22 protein-coding genes are annotated in these 19,219 nt (G+C 37.7%); all 22 read right to left on the bottom strand.

The window, feature by feature from the left end:
* Positions 1-111 precede the first annotated feature (111 nt).
* Positions 112-366 carry a Txe/YoeB family addiction module toxin gene (locus tag HMPREF9706_RS07230; RefSeq protein WP_006908713.1) on the bottom strand — a complete coding sequence of 85 codons (255 nt, stop codon included), beginning with the start codon at positions 364-366 and terminating at the stop codon, positions 112-114.
* Positions 366-611, bottom strand: a complete 246-nt coding sequence (locus tag HMPREF9706_RS07225) for a type II toxin-antitoxin system Phd/YefM family antitoxin (RefSeq protein ID WP_006908712.1) — start codon at positions 609-611, stop codon at positions 366-368. Before HMPREF9706_RS07225 ends, HMPREF9706_RS07230 begins: the two co-directional genes overlap by 1 nt.
* A 542-nt stretch (positions 612-1,153) precedes the next feature.
* Positions 1,154-1,357: an ATP-binding cassette domain-containing protein gene (locus HMPREF9706_RS07220; RefSeq protein ID WP_006908711.1), complete on the bottom strand. Its 204-nt coding sequence runs from the start codon at positions 1,355-1,357 to the stop codon at positions 1,154-1,156.
* A gap of 110 nt (positions 1,358-1,467) precedes the next feature.
* Positions 1,468-1,899, bottom strand: coding sequence for an OsmC family protein (locus HMPREF9706_RS07215; RefSeq protein WP_006908710.1), 432 nt, complete (start codon positions 1,897-1,899; stop codon positions 1,468-1,470).
* A gap of 22 nt (positions 1,900-1,921) precedes the next feature.
* The gene (locus HMPREF9706_RS07210; protein ID WP_006908709.1) at positions 1,922-3,040 is read right to left on the bottom strand and encodes an acyl-CoA dehydrogenase family protein; all 1,119 of its coding nucleotides are present in this window, start codon (positions 3,038-3,040) and stop codon (positions 1,922-1,924) included.
* A 2-nt stretch (positions 3,041-3,042) separates the two neighbouring features.
* Positions 3,043-3,864, bottom strand: coding sequence for a MetQ/NlpA family ABC transporter substrate-binding protein (locus HMPREF9706_RS07205; RefSeq protein ID WP_006908708.1), 822 nt, complete (start codon positions 3,862-3,864; stop codon positions 3,043-3,045).
* A 23-nt stretch (positions 3,865-3,887) separates the two neighbouring features.
* The gene (locus tag HMPREF9706_RS07200; RefSeq protein WP_006908707.1) at positions 3,888-4,688 is read right to left on the bottom strand and encodes a MetQ/NlpA family ABC transporter substrate-binding protein; all 801 of its coding nucleotides are present in this window, start codon (positions 4,686-4,688) and stop codon (positions 3,888-3,890) included.
* A 10-nt stretch (positions 4,689-4,698) separates the two neighbouring features.
* Positions 4,699-5,358: a methionine ABC transporter permease gene (locus HMPREF9706_RS07195; RefSeq protein ID WP_006908706.1), complete on the bottom strand. Its 660-nt coding sequence runs from the start codon at positions 5,356-5,358 to the stop codon at positions 4,699-4,701.
* The gene (locus HMPREF9706_RS07190) at positions 5,358-6,317 is read right to left on the bottom strand and encodes a methionine ABC transporter ATP-binding protein (RefSeq protein WP_040444741.1); all 960 of its coding nucleotides are present in this window, start codon (positions 6,315-6,317) and stop codon (positions 5,358-5,360) included. Before HMPREF9706_RS07190 ends, HMPREF9706_RS07195 begins: the two co-directional genes overlap by 1 nt.
* A gap of 21 nt (positions 6,318-6,338) precedes the next feature.
* The gene (locus tag HMPREF9706_RS07185; RefSeq protein ID WP_006908704.1) at positions 6,339-7,193 is read right to left on the bottom strand and encodes a phosphate/phosphite/phosphonate ABC transporter substrate-binding protein; all 855 of its coding nucleotides are present in this window, start codon (positions 7,191-7,193) and stop codon (positions 6,339-6,341) included.
* Positions 7,194-7,833: 640 nt separating this feature from the next.
* Complete coding sequence (locus HMPREF9706_RS07180; RefSeq protein ID WP_006908703.1) at positions 7,834-8,595, bottom strand: ABC transporter permease; 762 nt, start codon at positions 8,593-8,595, stop codon at positions 7,834-7,836.
* A gap of 21 nt (positions 8,596-8,616) precedes the next feature.
* Positions 8,617-9,813 carry an ABC transporter substrate-binding protein gene (locus HMPREF9706_RS07175; RefSeq protein WP_006908702.1) on the bottom strand — a complete coding sequence of 399 codons (1,197 nt, stop codon included), beginning with the start codon at positions 9,811-9,813 and terminating at the stop codon, positions 8,617-8,619.
* A gap of 11 nt (positions 9,814-9,824) precedes the next feature.
* On the bottom strand, positions 9,825-10,625 hold the full coding sequence (locus HMPREF9706_RS07170; RefSeq protein ID WP_006908701.1) for an ABC transporter ATP-binding protein: 801 nt from the start codon (positions 10,623-10,625) through the stop codon (positions 9,825-9,827).
* 36 nt (positions 10,626-10,661) lie between these two features.
* Positions 10,662-11,453 carry a phosphate/phosphite/phosphonate ABC transporter substrate-binding protein gene (locus tag HMPREF9706_RS07165; RefSeq protein ID WP_006908700.1) on the bottom strand — a complete coding sequence of 264 codons (792 nt, stop codon included), beginning with the start codon at positions 11,451-11,453 and terminating at the stop codon, positions 10,662-10,664.
* A gap of 17 nt (positions 11,454-11,470) precedes the next feature.
* Positions 11,471-12,601 (bottom strand): acyl-CoA dehydrogenase family protein, encoded by a 1,131-nt coding sequence (locus tag HMPREF9706_RS07160; protein WP_006908699.1) that lies wholly within the window; start codon positions 12,599-12,601, stop codon positions 11,471-11,473.
* A 430-nt stretch (positions 12,602-13,031) separates the two neighbouring features.
* On the bottom strand, positions 13,032-14,180 hold the full coding sequence (locus tag HMPREF9706_RS07155; protein WP_006908698.1) for a trans-sulfuration enzyme family protein: 1,149 nt from the start codon (positions 14,178-14,180) through the stop codon (positions 13,032-13,034).
* 13 nt (positions 14,181-14,193) lie between these two features.
* Positions 14,194-15,126, bottom strand: a complete 933-nt coding sequence (locus HMPREF9706_RS07150; RefSeq protein ID WP_006908697.1) for a PLP-dependent cysteine synthase family protein — start codon at positions 15,124-15,126, stop codon at positions 14,194-14,196.
* A gap of 256 nt (positions 15,127-15,382) precedes the next feature.
* Positions 15,383-15,619: a DUF3343 domain-containing protein gene (locus HMPREF9706_RS07145; protein WP_006908696.1), complete on the bottom strand. Its 237-nt coding sequence runs from the start codon at positions 15,617-15,619 to the stop codon at positions 15,383-15,385.
* Positions 15,619-16,899 (bottom strand): double-cubane-cluster-containing anaerobic reductase, encoded by a 1,281-nt coding sequence (locus tag HMPREF9706_RS07140; RefSeq protein WP_006908695.1) that lies wholly within the window; start codon positions 16,897-16,899, stop codon positions 15,619-15,621. The genes HMPREF9706_RS07145 and HMPREF9706_RS07140 overlap by 1 nt, the downstream gene beginning before the upstream one ends.
* Positions 16,890-17,702 (bottom strand): 2-hydroxyacyl-CoA dehydratase family protein, encoded by an 813-nt coding sequence (locus HMPREF9706_RS07135; protein ID WP_006908694.1) that lies wholly within the window; start codon positions 17,700-17,702, stop codon positions 16,890-16,892. The genes HMPREF9706_RS07140 and HMPREF9706_RS07135 overlap by 10 nt, the downstream gene beginning before the upstream one ends.
* Positions 17,699-18,454, bottom strand: coding sequence for an acyl-CoA dehydratase activase (locus HMPREF9706_RS07130; RefSeq protein ID WP_006908693.1), 756 nt, complete (start codon positions 18,452-18,454; stop codon positions 17,699-17,701). Before HMPREF9706_RS07130 ends, HMPREF9706_RS07135 begins: the two co-directional genes overlap by 4 nt.
* Before the next feature lie 11 nt (positions 18,455-18,465).
* Complete coding sequence (locus HMPREF9706_RS07125; RefSeq protein WP_407918969.1) at positions 18,466-18,891, bottom strand: metal-sulfur cluster assembly factor; 426 nt, start codon at positions 18,889-18,891, stop codon at positions 18,466-18,468.
* Positions 18,892-19,219 lie beyond the last annotated feature (328 nt).

Below are 19,219 nucleotides of genomic sequence, written 5' to 3'. Positions count from 1 at the left end.
TCGATCTTAAATTAATCAAAGTTTTTCTAATTCTAACTATCAAAAAAAACAAGCAATTTAAAATTGCTTGGTTCTAAAAATAAGTTATCACTCTCAGAAAATACGACACATTTAATAATGATACTTACAAGATAAGACTTCAATCGCTTGGTCAGTCACACGATAAACTAAACGATCTTGTCGAGTTAAACGTCTAGACCAATAGCCCGACAAATCAAACTTTAACGCTTCCCGTTTCCCTAATCCTTGATAAGGAGTTTCTTTAATTGCACCTAGTAATTGATAAAGCTTATCATAGACTTTTGGATTATGTTCCTTCCAATATTCACGTTCAATGACAGCTCGTCGACTCCAATGAATTTTCATTAGATATCCTCAACTTCATAGTCGCCACGTTCAAGTTCGTCCATCGCTTGGTAGAGGTTTTCACGATTAGCTCGACTGGATAATAGATAATAGGTTTCCATCATTTGGTCAAAATCGGACTTAGCCATAACAACTACATCATTACCATTTTTGGAAGTTACAGTATATTCGACTGATTCTTCATTAATACGATCCATATACTTTTTCATATTTTGTCTAAAATCACTGTAGTTTGTAATTTCCATACTTTTCACCCCTATTAATTGTACATCAAGTTGTACAATCGGTCAATTTAATTTTGGAGTCAACTTCTTTCAACGGCTTAAAAGCCTCTTTCTGGTCAAAAAGCGGGCTATGAGTAGTGGCAGCATAGGCTTCATTTTGGTCTTGATTAGCAAGCAAAATATATTTAAGCCGATGCGTATAAACTCTCAGACAATCGACAAAGTCAAAGAACCGGCTATTATGAATAAGAGTTTTACACTTACGCAGGAACACTTGCTTTAAATTATCCAGAACTCATAATGATGACCTTTCATCGACAAGATTTGCCCGTATCCGTAACATGAACAAGCATTACCCGCTTCCATATTGGATGTATATGCCTCTGTAATTTCTACACGTAAATTTTCAAACATTATTAAAGAACTCTGAAAAAAATCTGTCGCCCAGATCATCTGAATGACTATTTGTAACGAATAAATAGAAATAGACCAAACAAAAAGGGTTGATAAAAGTAATCTCTTCTATCAACCCTTTTTATTGTTAAAATTGTATTCATAGGAATCTATTTATGAAAATTCTTTAAAAACTGTCTTGTCCATTCTTCGCTTGCATTGGTAAAAATCTTCTCTGGGGACCCACTTTCAACAACAAGACCTTTTTCCATAAAATAAACTTTATCAGAGATATCTTTCGCAAATTCCATCTCGTGCGTTACTAAACTAATTATGGCTAATTTATCTGCAACAATTTCTCTAATAACATCCAAGATTTCAGACACCTTCTCCCATTATAATCAAAAAAAGAACCAAGCAACTCCAGGTTACTTGATTCCATACATTAAGTCATAACTATTATTTAAATAAATCCAACAGAACATTACTTTCTTTCATTTTTTATAACCAACTCACCATTAATGTATGTGGAAAGAATGGGATTAAGCTTGGTTAAATGATTAACTACCGGGCAATCACTAAAGAAGCGAACCATCTCATTAATATGTTCTGAAGGAAAAGTCTCAGGAATATCGATTCTTATTTGATATTCTGGATTAGGGTCTCTTCGAGTATCCGAAACAATGGGGACCAGTTCCAACTCTATCTCACTATAATCTAACTGATGTTCCTTACAATATTTTGCAAGATTGACTCCTTGGCAAGCAATGATCGAAGAAAGAAACACCTCCCAAGGACTAATCGCAACATTATACCCACCGCGTTCTACTGGATAATCAGTGATCAATCGATGTTCTCCAACATGAATATCACACACCAAATTTGATGGATATTTTAACGTAATCTTTTTGTCCATGTGTTTCACCTCAAGTTATTAATTATTTTTCAAAAAACATTTCAGTAAGTTGTGATTCTAAACCATCTAAACTCGGTAGCATGACTTGTCCGGCATAGGAATCCCTAAGAATACGTTCAATTTCATTTTCTTTATTGTATGAACGTCCCCCGCCGATTCTCATAGAAAATTTAGCCGATTCCATTGCACATTCCGTAGCAACAATTCTTGCAGAGTAAACCTTTTGAAGATAATCGCTATCCTCATTTTCATAACTACGAGCTGCATCAAATACGATTGATTTTGCAGAATTCATATAATTATAAACTTTCGCAAAGTGATATTTTATGGATTCATATTTTAATAAATCATTACCACTTTCTATTTCCCTTTTTTTAATATGATCATAGACTGCATCAACTAAACCACTGCATAACCCTGCATAAACACTTGCTAATCCTAAAACAAATGGAACACTTCTTATATTGAGACCTTTAATTCCATCACCGGACGCTCCTACTTTATTATACTCATCAACTTTTACATGGTCTAATAACATTGGGCATGATACATTAGCTCTCATACCAAGCCCGTTCCATTTATTTTCTTCGAAACTTAATCCTTCAGAATTTAATTCAATTAAAAAGTTATCCATCAAACCCTCTTCATTTGAAGCACAATGAACAAGGTAATATTTAGCATAACCACCAGTAGTTACCATTGATTTAATTCCATTTATTTCATATTTACCATCGTCTAATAAAATCGCTTTTGTTTGTGGCCCAGTAACATTAGCACCGCCTTTAGGCTCGCTTGCTGCTAATGCAATAAGTGCACCTTCATCTATAATCGACTGATAAACATCATTTTTTAATTTTTCAGATGCCATTTCATTAATTTGATGTAAGACAACATTATGCATCATATAAATTAAGCCAACACTGCCACTACTAGCCGCTAATGCCATACACGCTTCAGTGTGATTTAAAATGCCACCCCCTAAACCACCTTTTTCCTTAGGAATTAACAAAGAAAGATACCCTTGTTTATGGATATATTTCATGGCTTCTTTCGGATACTGACCATTTTGATCAAACTGGTTAGCATAAGGTTTTATTTTATCTTTTGAAAAAGCAACTATTTCCTCAAACATTGGTTTCATAACTACTCATCTTCCTTTAAATCTGAAACAGGTACCCAACTTCCTTTAAATGCCTCTTTTACAGCTTTTTTTACTTTATCAGATTCTAGTGCGTCGTGAACAACCATTGCCTTTTCTTCATTATAATTATCACCATTTGCTGATAAAATTATATCGTACATCGCTACATCATCACGAGTATACGTAGCTAATGCTTCATCAGCGGTAAAACCTGCTTCAGCAATATGCACACCTGTTAGAACTCCTAAAGCTGTATCTTCCATAGTTCTTACAAGTGCTGTACCTTCAATTTTTTTAAACACTAATCCAAGTGGATTCTCCTTTATATCTAAATCCGTAAGAAGATCCCCACTTTTAAGTTTTTCTTCATCTAAAACTATTAATCCAGCATCAGATAAAACTTTCATCGCCCGATCAATATTAGTAGGATCATTTTGAATAGCTACAATATCTCCTTCTTTTAATTCATCAATAGAATTTATATTTAACGAAAACAAACCAATTAATTGTCTATAAAGACCATCTCCGACTTTAATCAAGTTAGCATCCCTATCTTTATTAAACGAATTCATGTAGTTTTCGTGTTGGTGAAAATTAACATCAAAAAGGCCATCCCGCAATCCTTCATTCAACTGAACATTATCAGACAGATACTCAATATCCAAATCATACCCTTTTGATTCAATGTAATCTCTAGATGCATCAGCAATAGGCTTATAGAGTGTATGAGCTCCCATAATAATTTTATTATTATCATCTGCCTTAATTGTTGTAGATGGCAGCAAAATTAAAGATGCCATGAGCAATAAAACAATTTTTTTCATATTATCCCCCTAAATATAAGTTACTAATCAAAGAATACGTAACTGCCTTTATAACGATCTTCAATTTTTTGCTTAGTATCATCCGTTTGGAATGCTTTAATAACATCTTCAATCCATTCTGCATCCTTATCTTCTGGATTTACAACAAGACCAATGCCATAAGGCTTATTATCCGATTCCTTTACAAGATAACTAGATGGATCTTTCTCTGCTAAAAACATACTTGTTCCTTGAGCAAAGATCGCATCCATTTCTCCAATTGAAGTTACCAATACTTTACTTTGTAAGGGTTTGAAATAAATATTTTTCGGATTTTCTTCAATATCTAACACACTATATAGTTCACCTTCTGCTTTTTCTTTCAACTTAATTAATCCAGTCTCTTGAGCTAAAACCAATGCTCGATGTTGATTACTAGAATCATCAAAAATACCAATTTTTGCATTTTCAGGAATATCTTCTAGTTTATCGTATTTTTCTGAATATAATGCAGTAAATCCCCCAAATAATGGTTTAACAAAATATAGGTCTGTATCATGTTCCTCGTTATAAGCATTAAGGAAAGGTTCATGTTGATATAAATTAGCATCGATACTTTTCTCAGCTAACGCTGTATTAGGTAAAATAGTATCATCAAATGAAACTACTTCTAACTCATAACCCAATTTTTCCAAACTATCCGTCATAGCCCCAACAACATCTACAACATTAGGTGAAGCACCTATTTTAATTTTCTTTAATTCTTCTGCTGAGACTAAACTTGAATTAACTAAAGATCCACATAACACTATCGCTACCATTGATTTCAATAATTTTTTCAACATAATTATTCTCCTATTTCACATGATTATATATTTTTGTGCCTAAATACTGTATAAGTTGTACAATAACTATCAATACTACTACTGTAGAATACATAATTGTATCGTTAAAATTTTGATATCCATAAGTTAAAGCAACAGATCCCAATCCTCCCGCTCCTACAGCCCCTGCTGCAGCTGAGGCTCCAAGTAGGGAAATTACTGACATAGTAATATTCGATACTAAAAGAGGAACCGCTTCAACCATCATAACTTTAAATAAAATTTGAAGTGTTGTAGCTCCAAAGGATTGCGCAGCTTCAATAACTGCAGAGTTTATACTTAACAAACTACTCTCGAAAAGTCTTGCTAAAAATGGGGAAGCCGTTATAGTTAGCGGAACAATAGCTGCGTTAGTTCCAATACTTGTCCCGACCACAAATCTTGTAAACGGAATAATAGAAACAAGCAAAATAAGAAAAGGGAATGATCTTATAATATTAACAATTGTATCTAGTAACATATAAATTTTCCTATTTGGCTTTAAACCTACTGTAGGGTTAGTAACAACCATTATCATACTTATGATAGCGCCTATTAAAGTTGAAAAAATAATAGACATGGAAACCATATATAAAGTTTCTCCTAAGGCTGGTATAACCAATTTATTTATGTATTCTACCCCTTCACTCATTAAATCACCTCCCATTCCACTTTATTTTCATTGAGATAATCAGTTACTCGATTAACATCTTGGCTTTCAATATTGAGTTCCAAGAAAATAGCTTCTTTATTTTTAAATTTTTGTGTTTCACTTGAAAGAAGTTTAAAACGTACATCGATATCCCTACTAAAATTATTTAACAAAAATTTATCAGAATCAGTTTGAATATTTATTCTTAAATTCATACCATTTTGAGGAAGATGATCTATCGAATTATCACCAAGTAAGGTTTTAAGTATTTCTGGTTTTTCAAAAAAAATTTTTTCAGTGTTTCCTTCAATCATTATTTTCCCATGTTCTAGGATAGCTACTCTATCACAAACCTGTTTTACTACATTCATTTGATGGGCCACTATAATAATTGTAATAGAAAGATCTCTGTTAATTTTTTTTAACAGATCTAGTATTGATTTTGCAGTGTTAGGATCTAACGCTGAAGTTGCTTCGTCACAAAGTAAGATTTTGGGATTCATCGAAAGTGCTCTAGCTATTGCCACACGTTGCTTTTGGCCTCCGCTTAATTCTTTTGGACGTACATTCCCCTTTCCATGTAAACCTACTAAATCTAATAGCTCTTCTGTCCTTTGTTTAATTTCATTAGACTTATATCCCCAACATTTCATAGGAAGAGCAATATTTTCTAAGACCGTTTTTCGCTCTAATAATGAAAATTGTTGAAAAATCATTCCAATATTTTTCTTTAATTCTCGCAATTGCTTATCTTTTAAATCCTTGATTTCATGGTTCTCAATTTTTAAAGAACCACTAGTATATTGGGTTAATCCATTAATACACCTTAACAAGGTTGATTTTCCAGCACCACTTGATCCTACCAAACCATAGATTGAGCCTTCCTCAATATTTAGATTAACATTAGATAATACCGAAACATCGTCAAACTTTTTTTCAAGATCTTTAATTTCAATCATAAATCCCACCAAGGCACCTTCTTACATCTTTTTATTAAACTCTATACTAGCATATTCTCCTTTTTCAAAGATCTTCAAAAGCTTCGCTCCATTCAGTATTTGATCAAAGCCTCCAATATCAGGCGCTTTCCAACTTTGTACATTTTCTAATTCCATTGCTTTTTGTATAATCGAATTACTTCCGACCATTTCTAAAGTTGCATCAAAGAACCGATTGAACAAATCGTGGTCCATATTTGGATTACCGGCAAAAATACAGTGACTGTACCTCGGTGTTTGAGTTAATATCTGTATCTCTTCTTCACTAATATCTCCATTAGAAATCCAATTCTTTAATCGATTCTCATAACAAACGGCTACATCAACATCTCCAGAAACTAAAGCTTTTACCGCATTCAATTCAGCAGTATTATATGTTCCATATAGTTGATTAGAAGTATTAACATTAAAAGAAATTTCTTTAAAATCTACTTCATGTTTCAACCCATTCTTATATAGAAAATATAACGGTACAATTCTTGATTCTACTGAATCAAAACTACCTGTTCCCACGATCTTCCCTCTTAAATCAGAAATTGTTGTAATATCACTTCCCGATCTAACAAGAAAAACAGAACTTACATCAAAGTCTGTATTTCTCATAGGACCATTAAGTTGCATGTCATTACAAAAATATCTAATAGCATTAAATCCTAATGGTCCATTCCAAGTTATGTCAATTTCATTTTTTAAAAATTTTTGTATTTGAGGAATATAACTATCATGATAAACCATTTCTATCATAATCCCATATTCTTTATAATGTTGCGATAACCCCCACCAAATTTCGGGAATAACTGGCGAAGAAATAACAGCACCTAAACGAATTTTATCCATTGAATCCTCTCTCCTTTATAATTGGTATTATAAGGTAATATATCATTATAGTTTGTGTATTTTTTATGAAGTTATACTATTTAATGATTTTAAAATTTAATACTTTAACCATCTCCCTATTTACTTCCAGTCAACCTTATATTGAAAAAATTTCATATCACTATATATTTATAATAAATCTATATAAACAAGGCCAACAATCAAAATGCATTACATACCTTTTATTCAAAATTGACTATATATCGTTTTTTTATAGTTATCTAATGTTTTACTCATCGACGTAAGACTATCATATTAAATATTTCACAACAATATTGATAATTTTTTCTAGGAAATTTTTAGTCTATTTATTATTTTTTTTAAATAGAGTGACTATCATTTACAATTACAAATCTCCTTGAATATTGTGATTAGGAACTTAAAAATTCTTACTTTTAACTATACTATTTAATTTACCCTTTATTTATAAAATTTTATAATAAATGATCTGACACAACGAGATCTTTTCCAGCCGTTCGAAAAAATCCAATGAATCAACCAAAAAAGGGACCAAGCAGTTCTAACTACTCGATCCCTTAATTCTTCTTATTCCCTTATGAGATAATGTACTACATTTTGAAATTAACTAGCACAGCACAAGTTATTCCATGGTCCATTTAAGATTTCGATCTTTAAGAGCTTCAAATATTCTCAAGATAATCACCAAAACAATTACTAAGAAAATAAATCCACTCCACACATTACTATAAATACCATAGTCCGCATTCTTTTTAACAAAGTATCCCATACCATACTTAGCCCCATACATCTCAGCAAAAATTAATACTAAGAAAGATCCTCTCAAAGAGGTTACAAATCCAGATAATGCGGTAGGAGAGGCTGCTGGAAGAATAACTTTGAAAAGCTTTTTAAATCCAGAAAGTTCTAGAGTTGCCGCTGTATCTAAATAAGTACTATCAATCGTTGCTATTCCGTACATAATCCCAAAACAAGTTGGCCAAATAACATTATAGATAATCATAATTCGAGAAGCCCATTCTAAACTAGGAGCTAGTAGTAATAAGAATGGTGATAATAATATCGATGGAATAACACTTAAAGCATAAACAACAGGTAGAGTACCTTCTCTAAGTCTTTTATTTAATCCAAGTGGCACACCGATAACTACCGCGATAACTACCGCAATAAATAAGGATGGGAATAACAATTTAAATGACGCAAACATATTTAAAAACATGGTTGAAAAATTCGCCTTAAAAGATTTTATAATCGCATCCGTTGTCGGAAATAAAAATGGATCAAGCAACTTATTATTAGCTAAATAAGCATATCCAAAGATAAGTATCAAAATCAGAACTAGGGTTATCCAATATTTTACTGCAAACTCCTTAATTCTTTTCATTTTTCCTCACCTATCTAGAATCTATTCTTTTGCATTTTTTGCTCTATTGTCATCAATCGTTTTCTTAACTTGATTGAAATACTCTTCTTCTTCTTTTTCGTCATAATACATACTATTGTATTTGTTGAAGTAGTCTAATTGTCCTTGCCAGTATTCAGGATCTTCGTCTCCGACTTCTTCAATTACTTCATCTAAAGCTTCTTTATATAATTCAACATCAATGTGGTCTCTTAAATTAATGTTCTTTGCATTTTCATCTAAAAGACCTAATTCATCTAAGTATGCCCAAGCACGTACACATGAATTATATAGAGGGTCAGGATTAATTTCGTAACCAGAGTCTAATGCATATGCTTCAACGAATTCCAATGGCATATCTAATTCTTCAGCTAATAATTTAGCGGCTTGGTCTGGATCATCGTGGTAAGCTTTCATTCCTCTTAATAAGGCTTTAACAAGAGCCTTAGTAGTATTTGGTTTTTCTTTAATAAATCTTGAGGCGGTTTCCATTCTACAGCATGAATATTTATCCATTAAATCCCCAAATTTTCCAATGATTTTAACATCCGGATCATTTTTAACTTGGTAGGCTGACTCTGTACCAATTTCAGCGAATTCAACTTGTCCACTCTTCAATGCACTTACTGCTTCAGATGAATTACCTAATTGAACCCAATCAACATCTTCCTTAGGATTGTAACCCATCTCTAATAACGGACCTGAAATGACATATTGACTAGGATCAGAAGCAACCTTCTTACCAATCAAGGATGACATATCTTTAAATTCTGAATCTGGTCGCCCAACTAAGAACATCCCACCTTCAACCATATGACCACCGAAGATAACCAAATCATCACCAGTAGCAATACGTTGTAATGGCGTATTAGTCCCTGCATTCGAAACGATATCCACTTGATTTCCTTTTACTGCCGCAAATGATTCGTCAGTTGTTTGCATTGGAACTTCTTCCACTTTCAATCCATATTCTTCTAGATAACCATTATGTCTAGCCATGGTCATCATTAAGTTTCCTGAGTGACCTCTCACCCATCTAACTACACCATCTTCCCCTTGTAGTTTATCTTTGAAATCATGTTTTTCTTCAGCAGCAATTGAAAATGGCTCTTCAACATCCAAATTAGTCAAATTAATTAGTGAAGGTAGCAAACTCATAGCCATCGTTGATGTTAATAATAATTTAATTCCTTTTTTCATTGTTTTTCTCCTTATAGTCTTGACTCTACATCTTGATTAATCGTATGAACGAGTTTATTTCTCAAAACAATTGTTTTCTCTCTGTCATTTTCATCACGTAACAGTCTTTCATCATCACTTACATGGACGTCTAGGATAACATCGCTACCACTTTGCCCTAAAACAAAGATTCTTTCAGCAAGCAATAACGCCTCATCCACATCATGAGTTACAAAGAAAACCGTCTTTTTAGGTTCCCCTTTTTCCCACAAATCCAGTACCATATCTTGTAACGTTGCTCGAGTGACAGCATCCAAAGCACCAAAGGGCTCATCCATCAATAATACTGGCGGATCAATTGCAAAAGCTCTGGCAATTGCACAACGTTGTCTCATACCACCGGATAACTCTTTAGGTAGCATCTTATAAACTTCTTCTTTAAGACCTACTTTTCGAATAATCTCCTTGGCTCGTTCTCTTTTTTCTGATTTAGATATTTTAGGATACTTCTGTTCAATAGCTAGTTCAATATTTTTCCCAGCTGTCATCCAAGGGTATAATCCATAATCTTGAAAGACAACACCCTTATCTAAACCTGGTCCCTTATTGGGTTGATCTCCAAAATAAATTTCACCCTTTGAAGGTTTTTCCAATCCGGAAATCAATCGTAATAAGGTAGACTTTCCACAACCAGATTTTCCTAAAAAGCAAACAAACTCTCCACCAGGCACATCCATGTTAATATTGTTGAAGATATTTTTATCACTTCCGTTGTATTTAAAACTTAAATTATTAATCTTTACACTATTATCAAGTATATTATTATTTTTCATTACTTATACTCACCTCCATAATAAAATTATAAAATTTTATTCGAAGTCTTTATAAATATCTAAATATTCGCATCCATCTAATAACAATTGATACTTATCTGGACGTCCTTCTACCCACTTATTAACGCCTTCCATTCTCATAGCGTCTTTAACCATTGGATCGTCTTTATCCATTTCTTTCATCAGCTCAACAAATTTTTGATAATCCTCTTTCTTTTCAACATCCAAATTAGGTTGAGCCGCAAAAATGCAGTGATCCCATGGTGAAGTTTTTGCAAACACCTTTACTTCCCAATCCATATATACACCTGAAGCTAATTGATTCAAGAAGTTTCGGTAAAAGCTAGTTGCCGCTGCAACTTCACCATCCATCATCGCCTGAATTCCTTCATTCTGAGTATCATAGTTTTTTTCATAATAATCTTTATTAATTTCTAAACCATGTTCTCTCAAATATTGAACTGGGATAATTCGAGATTCTGCCGAATATTTTGGTCCTGTACTAATCGTTTTACCCTTAAGATTCTCTAATGAATTAATATCACTATCCGCTCTAGTAATGAAGACCGAATGACAATCAATATCAGTATCTTCTGCTAAAGGATTTAGTTGAGCTCCTGATAAAGCATGATTGATAATTGCAAATTGAAATGGTCCTCCCCAAAACATATCCACTTCTCCATCAATAAATTTCTTCATTGCCGTTCCAACTGGAGAATAATGGAAAACTTCGATATCTAGTCCATTTTTTGATAAATACGAAATATACGCATCAAAAATTTCAACATAAGCAGGAGATGCATCCATTGCTATCGACAATTTTTTCATTTAATCCGCTCCTTAAACTATTTTATTTCAATATCTTTGTTAGTAATATTTTTACCTAAAGTCAATGAGAGTGCATCCACACTTGGTGCCATCACTTGGCCAGCATAGGAATCTCTGAGCCATCTTGTCATGCTGCCTTTATTATTGTAGGCTCTTCCTCCACCTATTCTCATCCCGAGTTTAGCTGCTTCCATACTTGCTTCAGTAGCCATTAATCTAGCAGCGACACATTTTTCATCTTGGTCTTCTTCATTGGCATCAGTTGCTCTACCTGCTTCTAAACATAGCGACTTTGTTGCTTGAGCCAAGGTATAGACTTTCGACACGTGTAGTTTTATAGTATCAAAATCAATCATCTTTTTACCATCTGGATAAACACGACTCTTAATATGTTCAATCGCATTTCGACAAACGCCAAAGGTAACCCCTGCGTTAGCACAAGCAATCCCCATAATGAAAGAATTATCTCCAATTTGAATGTCTCTCTTGTTGATCGTATCGGCATGTGCAATTAAATAAAGAAGGTCTACTTCGACATCTTTCAGGTACATTGAGCAACTTGTATTACCCCGCATACCAAATCCATTCCAATCATTCGTATCAAAAGTAATCCCCGGAGTATCACTAGGCACAATAAACCAAGACACTTGATTATTCTCTTCATTTGTACATACAACAGAATAATAGTCTGCATTTCCACCCATGGTAACTAAAGTTTTTGACCCATTTATGATCGCTTTGTCCCCAACAACTTTATAAGTTGTTTCAGAAGAGTTTGAGTTATTACCACCCTTAGGCTCACTTCCTGCAGCAGCAATAAATTTTCCATTCTTTACAATTTCTGGTAGGATCTTGTCCTTGATTTCTTTGCTTGCATTATAGAATTTAGGCATAACGTTATTATGCATCATATAGCATAAAGCTACGGTAGGAGCATACTGTGCAAAAGCTAAACAGACTTCAACATTTTGTTGAACACCTTTACCTTGTCCACCATATTCTTCCTCCACCATTAACCCCATATACCCATGCTCTCCCAATTTTTTGAAAACTTCCTTTGGAAATTCAGCTTTCGCATCCATCTCCTCGGCATATGGCGCAATATACTTTTTGGCAAACTCTAAAGCGTCATCGTAATACTTACTCAAACATTTTCCTCCTCAATATTTATTAATTAGGCCCAACAACTTCTGTTGACAGACCACAAACCAGTAATAATTTATCACTTACAATTAACTCATTCAATTTGTCGAATTATCATAGTTTTAAATAAATAATTTATATAACCACTTATTTATAATATCAATGACCATTTATAACTATTGTAATAAGGGTTATTTTTTATTACTTTTAAAAACACTTTATAAATAGGACTATTTAATAATTTGATAAATAGATTTATGATATTTTTTAATAGTTTGTTGTAAGCTTTTACATTATGTCCTCTTAAGAAATTAATTAATTTAATAAAAAAGAGCCCCATTCTAGTGGGACTGATATTAATCCTTGTATAATTGATTCAATAATGTTATATAAAGCAGAGTAGATTAGAAAGATTAACAAATTTAATAATAAAAACTATTTCTTAGATGCTTCAAAGGCTTGTTTTAAGTCTTCCTTCAAGTCTTCGGCACCTTCAATACCAATCGCTACCCGCAACAGATTCGCTTTGATTCCGATTTGGTCCAGTAATTCTGGATCATAGTCCTCATGGGTCATATTGGCAGGAAGACAGATCAAGGATTCCACCCCACCTAAAGAAACCGCTAAATCAAAGACTTGTAAGGCCTTGAAGAAGGCATTCAGGTCATAGCCTTCATTCAGTTCGAAGGATATCAAGGAACCAAAACCCTTAGCTTGCTTAGTTTGAATCGCATAAGCCTTTGATTCTGGATCCAAGCCCGTATAATAGACCCGATCACAAGCGGGATGGTTTTTTAAGAATTCTACCACTTCTTTGGTGTTGGCTTCTTGACGATCTATCCGCAGGGGCATGGTTTTGATTCCGCGACTCAATAAGAAGCAGTCAAAAGGTGCCAAAGGCGATCCATAGAGCTTCCGTTGCTTTTTGAAGTCATTGTAGCGTGCTTCATCATTTAAAGCGATCAAGCCAGCGATCAGGTCAGAGTGGCCGCCATAATATTTAGTGGCAGAATAAACCACAATATCCGCCCCTAATTTGAGAGGTTCTTGCAGGTAGGCGGTCATAAAAGTATTATCCACGATCACCGTTAAGCCTTTTGCTTTAGCTGCTTGGCTAACCGCTGCAATGTCCGTCACTTCAACCAAGGGGTTGGATGGGGTCTCGATGAAAACAGCCTTAACAGCCGGATCCACTTGATCAAAGTCATATTGATTGAAGTCGGTCACGATCTCATAGTCAATACCCTTTTGCTTTAGAAAATCCGATACATAAGTCCAGGTACCACCGTAGACATTGGAATTAATCAAGATCTTATCACCAGCTTGTAGGAAGGATAAAGCAATAGCGGTCGCCGCCATTCCAGAAGCGGTAGCTAAGACATATTGGCAATCTTCTAAGGATGCCACTTGTTCTTCCAAGTTGGACCGGGTAGGATTACCTGAACGGGAATACATAAATTCTCCGAACTCATCCAGCCCCTTTTGATTAAAGGTTGATGACAAATAAATCGGATAGGACGGCCCCGGATAATTCGTATCTTCTAAGCGTCCCCCATGAATCGCGCGTGTTAAAAAATCTTTCATACAATCCCTCTTTCTATTCTGCTTCTTGAATATTGATATCCAGTAATTCCATCGACAAATACCTTTCTCCCGAGTCGGGAGCAATCACCACAATGCTTTGGTCTGGCTCAAAACGATCGATCACCTGGTTGACAGCTGCTACTGCCGCCGCTGAAGATGTCCCTAAAAAGACCCCTTCTTCTTGCGCCAGGCGTTTGACCCAGTCAATGGCAGTCGCTGTATCGACGGTCAACTCTTGATCAATGAGGCTTTGGTCAATAATCCCCGGCAAGATCGAAGCCCCAATTCCTGAGATCTGGTGATCACCACTAGGGTGTCCTAATAAAGCCGCCGCTTCACTGGGCTCCAGGGCAAAGACTTGGCAAGCAGAATCTTGCGCCTTCAAATAGGCCCCGGTTCCCGTCAAGGTTCCACCAGTTCCCACTCCAGCAATCAAGGCATTCGGCACCCGTCCCAAGTCCCTTACAATCTCCGGACCGGTCGAATCATAATGAGCTTGAGGATTGGCTGGATTCCAGAATTGGGAGATAAAGTAATAGCCTTTATCTTTGGCAACTTGTCGGTAGTGTTCCACGTCCTCGGCAATCCCTCCTGGACTGGACGACAAGATCACCTGACCGCCATAAGCTGAGATCAATTGCCGCCGTTCTCGGCTAGCCTTTTCAGACATCACAATTTTTACCGGATAGCCCTTTAAAGCTCCCACCATAGCCAAGCCCACTCCAGTATTACCTGAAGTGCATTCTAAGATGGTCTGTCCCGGCTTCAATTCTCCCGATGCTTCCGCTGCCTCGATCATTCCAAGCGCTACCCGGTCTTTGACCGAACCCGCAATATTATACATCTCCAACTTTAGATAGACCTTTGCTTGATCCTCCCTGAACAAGTGATTTAACTTCAACAAGGGGGTATTTCCAATTAGGTCTAAGACCGAATCCACCCGCACACTATCCCATCCTTTCTAAGACACTAGTCCTATTCATTTTAGAATGTCTAGTCCCCCGCTTCAAATTAAGATCTTTGATAAATAACCCGCTTTTTACCGACCCTTCTTGACCAAATAAGCGCTAATCAAGGATCAAGGCGCATCAAAAAAACTAATAATTGTTTCAAAAAGAAAACTGGCACCCGTCAAGCAGATGCCAGCAGCTCGATAAAATCCTCCAACCGATCCCATCTAATCCCCCACCAAAAAAGGACGCCTAAGCGTCCCCTTCATCTTCAATAATTTCTTTAATGACAATATCCTTAGATTGAGCCAGATCATAAACGGCGCTTACCTGGTCCGCCCCTTGAAAGCGAACGGTAATCCCACAGACTGCTTCCACTTTCTTAGGGGAAAAGGATACGCTACAAGCCATTCCGGCCTCCTGCATGGCTTGATAGAGTGCCATCCCATCATTGACATTGCTAAAGAGCACTAGATAGTTCGTTTCCATTAGGCAATCATCTCCAAAAAGGCTTCAAGTCGGGTCAGTAGTTGTCCCGAAGCATCGTCCCCATAATCGACTTCCAAGCCAATGCAAGGTAAACCGTCCTTGGTCATTTCTTTTTCAATAAAGTAGTGTTCCACATCAAAAATCTGGCAAAACTTGAGGTGAATATCGATCAGACCATCCACCTTGTAGTCCTGGCGCAGGCGTCTTAAGTCTTCAATTCGACCTGGATTCGGGGTAAAGCAGGCACAATGGATGCCCCCAAAATACTTGGCCGTTATGGCATCCAGCATCTCATCCAGGCTAGCCCCTTCTTCAGCAACCAGACGTTCATACAAACGCAGACTGCCACAGGTCTCTTCAGCCACAACCATCCCTCCACAAGCTTCGATAATCGAATTAATATGCCAAGCCTGCAAACCAATCGGTGACCCCGACAACATAATCCGTGGGGTATCCTTAGTGGTTAGCGTCCGTCCTTCTACAATCCGTTGGTCTAACTCATCACAAAGGCGATTGACGAGGTCGATATACTGCAAAGGGGTTACATAGGCCGCACATTGTTGAACGATCAAGCAGTCCTTACCCGAAATAGGAATCTGATCGCGTTTACGGTAGGACCACATCCTGTGAATAGCTTTCTTTTGTTCATTCAGATAGTGGATGGCTTCCGCTAAGGACTCAGCGGTGATTTGGTTACCGGTGAGCTCTTCCAAGGCCTCGATCATTTTATATAACTCTGCCTTAAACTTAGCAAAATCTTCAGCCGTCTTACGGTTAGGAAGTTGCAGAACGAACATATCTGCTTCTTCTTGCATAATCGGCCAAGCCTTGGTCTTTGCGTCGCAGGAAGTCTCTCCGATCAATAAATCGGCTGAAGCCGCATAGGGACAGGAGTGAGTTAGACGCGCCCCTAAAGAAGCCTTGACTAATGGGCAGGTATTAACCGGCATAAATTGCTCACCCATCTGGGCAAAGGTCGTACTGGCTGAACAAAGACCAATCGGCAAGGCACCCGCCGCATAGATCAAGTCATTCGGGATATGGGCACAATAGGTTCCGACCACCTTGCCCCCTTTAATCCGGAAGTCCATCATTCGCTGCAGTAAGGAAGCACCGAACTCAGCCATAATGGCATCAAAGTATTTCATCATTTCAGGACGGTCTTCATCTGCTTTAAAGTATTTTCGATAGTTATCCGGTAATTCTTTAGCTAATAAGTCTGGATCTTCTAGATCGATATACATTTGGGTCCAGACATTTAATGGATCCTTTACTTGCATGATTGCTCCCCCTCATAAGTTAACTGCTTAGCCCCCTCATTGAAGGGACAGCCGCAGGGTTGATAGTCGATTTTCTTTTGCTGAGATTGGTATTTCTCCTTCAAAAAGGCCAGCCCGGATTGGTCACTGATCAGATGCCTTTCCTCTTCACAACCCCAACCTACTAGCTGGACTTGGTCTGCTAGATGTTCTTGAATGCCAGCCAACTGGTTCGTCGCCACCATGGGATGACTGACTACTTGATCGGTCATCAAGTCTTGCAAAAAGGCTAGCCGTTGGTCCAAATCAAAAATAAATTGAGCCTGGTAATGGGCTTGATTAATGATGGACGGCTCCAAGTCTGCTTGATTTAAGGCTAGATAGGCTTGAGAAATCGCCTGGGATTGTTGGACCACGGCCTCTAGCTTAACTAGATCCAGGCTCTGCTGAGTTTTTTCCTCTAAGAGGTGGATCAGTCCGTCAAGATCACGATAGATATAGACCGGACTCAAGTTTTGGGTCAAGGCCTCCAAGCGCAAGGGACAAAAGTCATCCACCATATAGGCCTTAGCAAAGTGCATATAGGGGCACTTGTTCAAGCGGTAGTACTCGATAGTTGCGTCCAGCATGGTGCAATAGCCCTGTCGCTCTTCAATGACATGTGCATCCGCCGCATAGGCACGAATGGGTAAGATGTCAAAAGCATAGAAGACTTCCCAGGGCACCCGACCAAAGATTGCCACGATGGTTTGTCGACTAGCTCGGTTCATCGCTTCAATAAATCCCTGACGACGGATGATCTCGAGATCTTCTAGCAAGGTCATTTGGCTTCCCTCGCAGCCCCAATGGCTCCAGCAAAGCGTCCATCAGGATCCGAGATCACTGGCGACCCCAAGCGTTCCGATAATTTTTCTAAGATCAGTGGATTCCCCGCAAAGCCGCCGGTCAGGAAGTAACCACCAAAGGTCCGTTTACGTTTAACTAGGCCGGCTACCTTGGAACAGATTGAATTGATCACCGCCGCAGCTATATCATCCTGGTCCCGTCCTTGCCCCATCAAGGAGATCACTTCCGATTCCGCAAACACCGTACAGACCGAGGATAGGGAGATCTCCTTGGATCCTCGACTCGCCGCATCAAACATCTCCTGCAGGGTCAAGCCGAGCCGGTTGGCCATCACTTCCACAAAGCGTCCGGTCCCGGCTGCACACTTATCATTCATCAGGAAGTCATTGACAATGCCATTTTTCATGAGGATGAACTTGGTGTCTTGACCGCCAATATCAATAATATTCAAGGTCTCACCAGATAAGAAGGCCGCCCCTCGAGCATGACAGGTAATCTCCGTGACCGTTCGGTCTGCAAAAGGCACCGAGATGCGTCCGTAACCTGTAGCAACAACAGTCGCGTCATTCAGGTATCCTTCTTGATCCAACCAATGGCGAATATTCTCCGAAGTTTCCCGCATGTTCCAACCTGAGGGTATCACCCGTTGCGTGACCACGGTTTCCTTATCCGGGCTCAAGACCGCCACCTTGGAAGCGGTCGACCCGATATCAATCCCGATATTATACATGTCCTTCCTCCTTACATGAATCCCAGTGCCATCCGGGCGTAGCGCGACAAGCGTTCCGGATGCCAAGCTGGCGACCAGACCAGTTCAATCTTAACTTCTTTGATGGCTGGAATTTCTTTTTGCGCTCGGCTCAAGTCGTCAAAGATCACATCTGCCAAGGGACAGCCCGGCATGGTGAGGGTCATCTTAATCCATAGATTCCCCCGACCATCATAGAGCAAGTCATAGATCAATCCTAGATTATAAAGGTCCAGCCCTAGCTCAGGGTCTTCCACTTTTTGACAAGCCGCCAAGACTTGTTCATAGAGGCTGGGGTCCACTTCTTGCAGCGGCTTAAAGGCCTCCTTCTGGTCAAAGGCAGGACTATGAGTAGCGGCAGCATAGGCTTCATTTTGGTCTTGATTGGCAGCCAACTGCTGATTTAGCCGATCTTGCATGGACTGGTGCATCCCTTGATCGGCATCCTTTAATTCCTTGAACCCCTTCATTTTCCCCACCCTTTCATTGAAAACAAGTCATTTTAACATACTAAGTCTATCCTACCATAAGCCTAAGGGGCGGTTGATTTGGATATTTAATAAATGGAGGAGATTGATTAGAGTTGATGAAGTGAGTTGCAAGGGGGGGCTGGCTTGCTAGCTGGTAAGCGTTACAGTCTCAGCTGATTTTGGTACTCTCAACTCAATCAGTGTTACAATTTCGACCCTTTTTAGTACTCTCAACGCTACAAGAGTTACAATTTCGACCATTTTTAGTACTCTCAAG

This window comes from Facklamia hominis CCUG 36813 (assembly GCF_000301035.1).
Taxonomy (GTDB): domain Bacteria; phylum Bacillota; class Bacilli; order Lactobacillales; family Aerococcaceae; genus Facklamia; species Facklamia hominis.
Note: the sequence above shows the minus strand (reverse complement) of the source record. Positions and strands in the feature narration are given on the sequence as shown.

Bases quoted from the DNA above. Each gene is read 5' to 3' on its own strand.
- HMPREF9706_RS07215 (WP_006908710.1), bottom strand. From the start codon at position 1,899: ATGGACAAAAAGATTACGTTAAAATATCCATCAAATTTGGTGTGTGAT.
- HMPREF9706_RS07135 (WP_006908694.1), bottom strand. From the start codon at position 17,702: ATGACCTTGCTAGAAGATCTCGAGATCATCCGTCGTCAGGGATTTATT.
- HMPREF9706_RS07225 (WP_006908712.1), bottom strand. From the start codon at position 611: ATGGAAATTACAAACTACAGTGATTTTAGACAAAATATGAAAAAGTAT.
- HMPREF9706_RS07175 (WP_006908702.1), bottom strand. From the start codon at position 9,813: ATGAAAAAAGGAATTAAATTATTATTAACATCAACGATGGCTATGAGT.
- HMPREF9706_RS07190 (WP_040444741.1), bottom strand. From the start codon at position 6,317: ATGATTGAAATTAAAGATCTTGAAAAAAAGTTTGACGATGTTTCGGTA.
- HMPREF9706_RS07125 (WP_407918969.1), bottom strand. From the start codon at position 18,891: ATGCAAGATCGGCTAAATCAGCAGTTGGCTGCCAATCAAGACCAAAAT.
- HMPREF9706_RS07230 (WP_006908713.1), bottom strand. From the start codon at position 366: ATGAAAATTCATTGGAGTCGACGAGCTGTCATTGAACGTGAATATTGG.
- HMPREF9706_RS07145 (WP_006908696.1), bottom strand. From the start codon at position 15,619: ATGGAAACGAACTATCTAGTGCTCTTTAGCAATGTCAATGATGGGATG.
- HMPREF9706_RS07130 (WP_006908693.1), bottom strand. From the start codon at position 18,454: ATGTATAATATCGGGATTGATATCGGGTCGACCGCTTCCAAGGTGGCG.
- HMPREF9706_RS07155 (WP_006908698.1), bottom strand. From the start codon at position 14,180: ATGAAAGATTTTTTAACACGCGCGATTCATGGGGGACGCTTAGAAGAT.
- HMPREF9706_RS07140 (WP_006908695.1), bottom strand. From the start codon at position 16,899: ATGCAAGTAAAGGATCCATTAAATGTCTGGACCCAAATGTATATCGAT.
- HMPREF9706_RS07195 (WP_006908706.1), bottom strand. From the start codon at position 5,358: ATGAGTGAAGGGGTAGAATACATAAATAAATTGGTTATACCAGCCTTA.
- HMPREF9706_RS07165 (WP_006908700.1), bottom strand. From the start codon at position 11,453: ATGAAAAAATTGTCGATAGCAATGGATGCATCTCCTGCTTATGTTGAA.
- HMPREF9706_RS07210 (WP_006908709.1), bottom strand. From the start codon at position 3,040: ATGAAACCAATGTTTGAGGAAATAGTTGCTTTTTCAAAAGATAAAATA.
- HMPREF9706_RS07170 (WP_006908701.1), bottom strand. From the start codon at position 10,625: ATGAAAAATAATAATATACTTGATAATAGTGTAAAGATTAATAATTTA.
- HMPREF9706_RS07200 (WP_006908707.1), bottom strand. From the start codon at position 4,688: ATGTTGAAAAAATTATTGAAATCAATGGTAGCGATAGTGTTATGTGGA.
- HMPREF9706_RS07205 (WP_006908708.1), bottom strand. From the start codon at position 3,864: ATGAAAAAAATTGTTTTATTGCTCATGGCATCTTTAATTTTGCTGCCA.
- HMPREF9706_RS07185 (WP_006908704.1), bottom strand. From the start codon at position 7,193: ATGGATAAAATTCGTTTAGGTGCTGTTATTTCTTCGCCAGTTATTCCC.
- HMPREF9706_RS07180 (WP_006908703.1), bottom strand. From the start codon at position 8,595: ATGAAAAGAATTAAGGAGTTTGCAGTAAAATATTGGATAACCCTAGTT.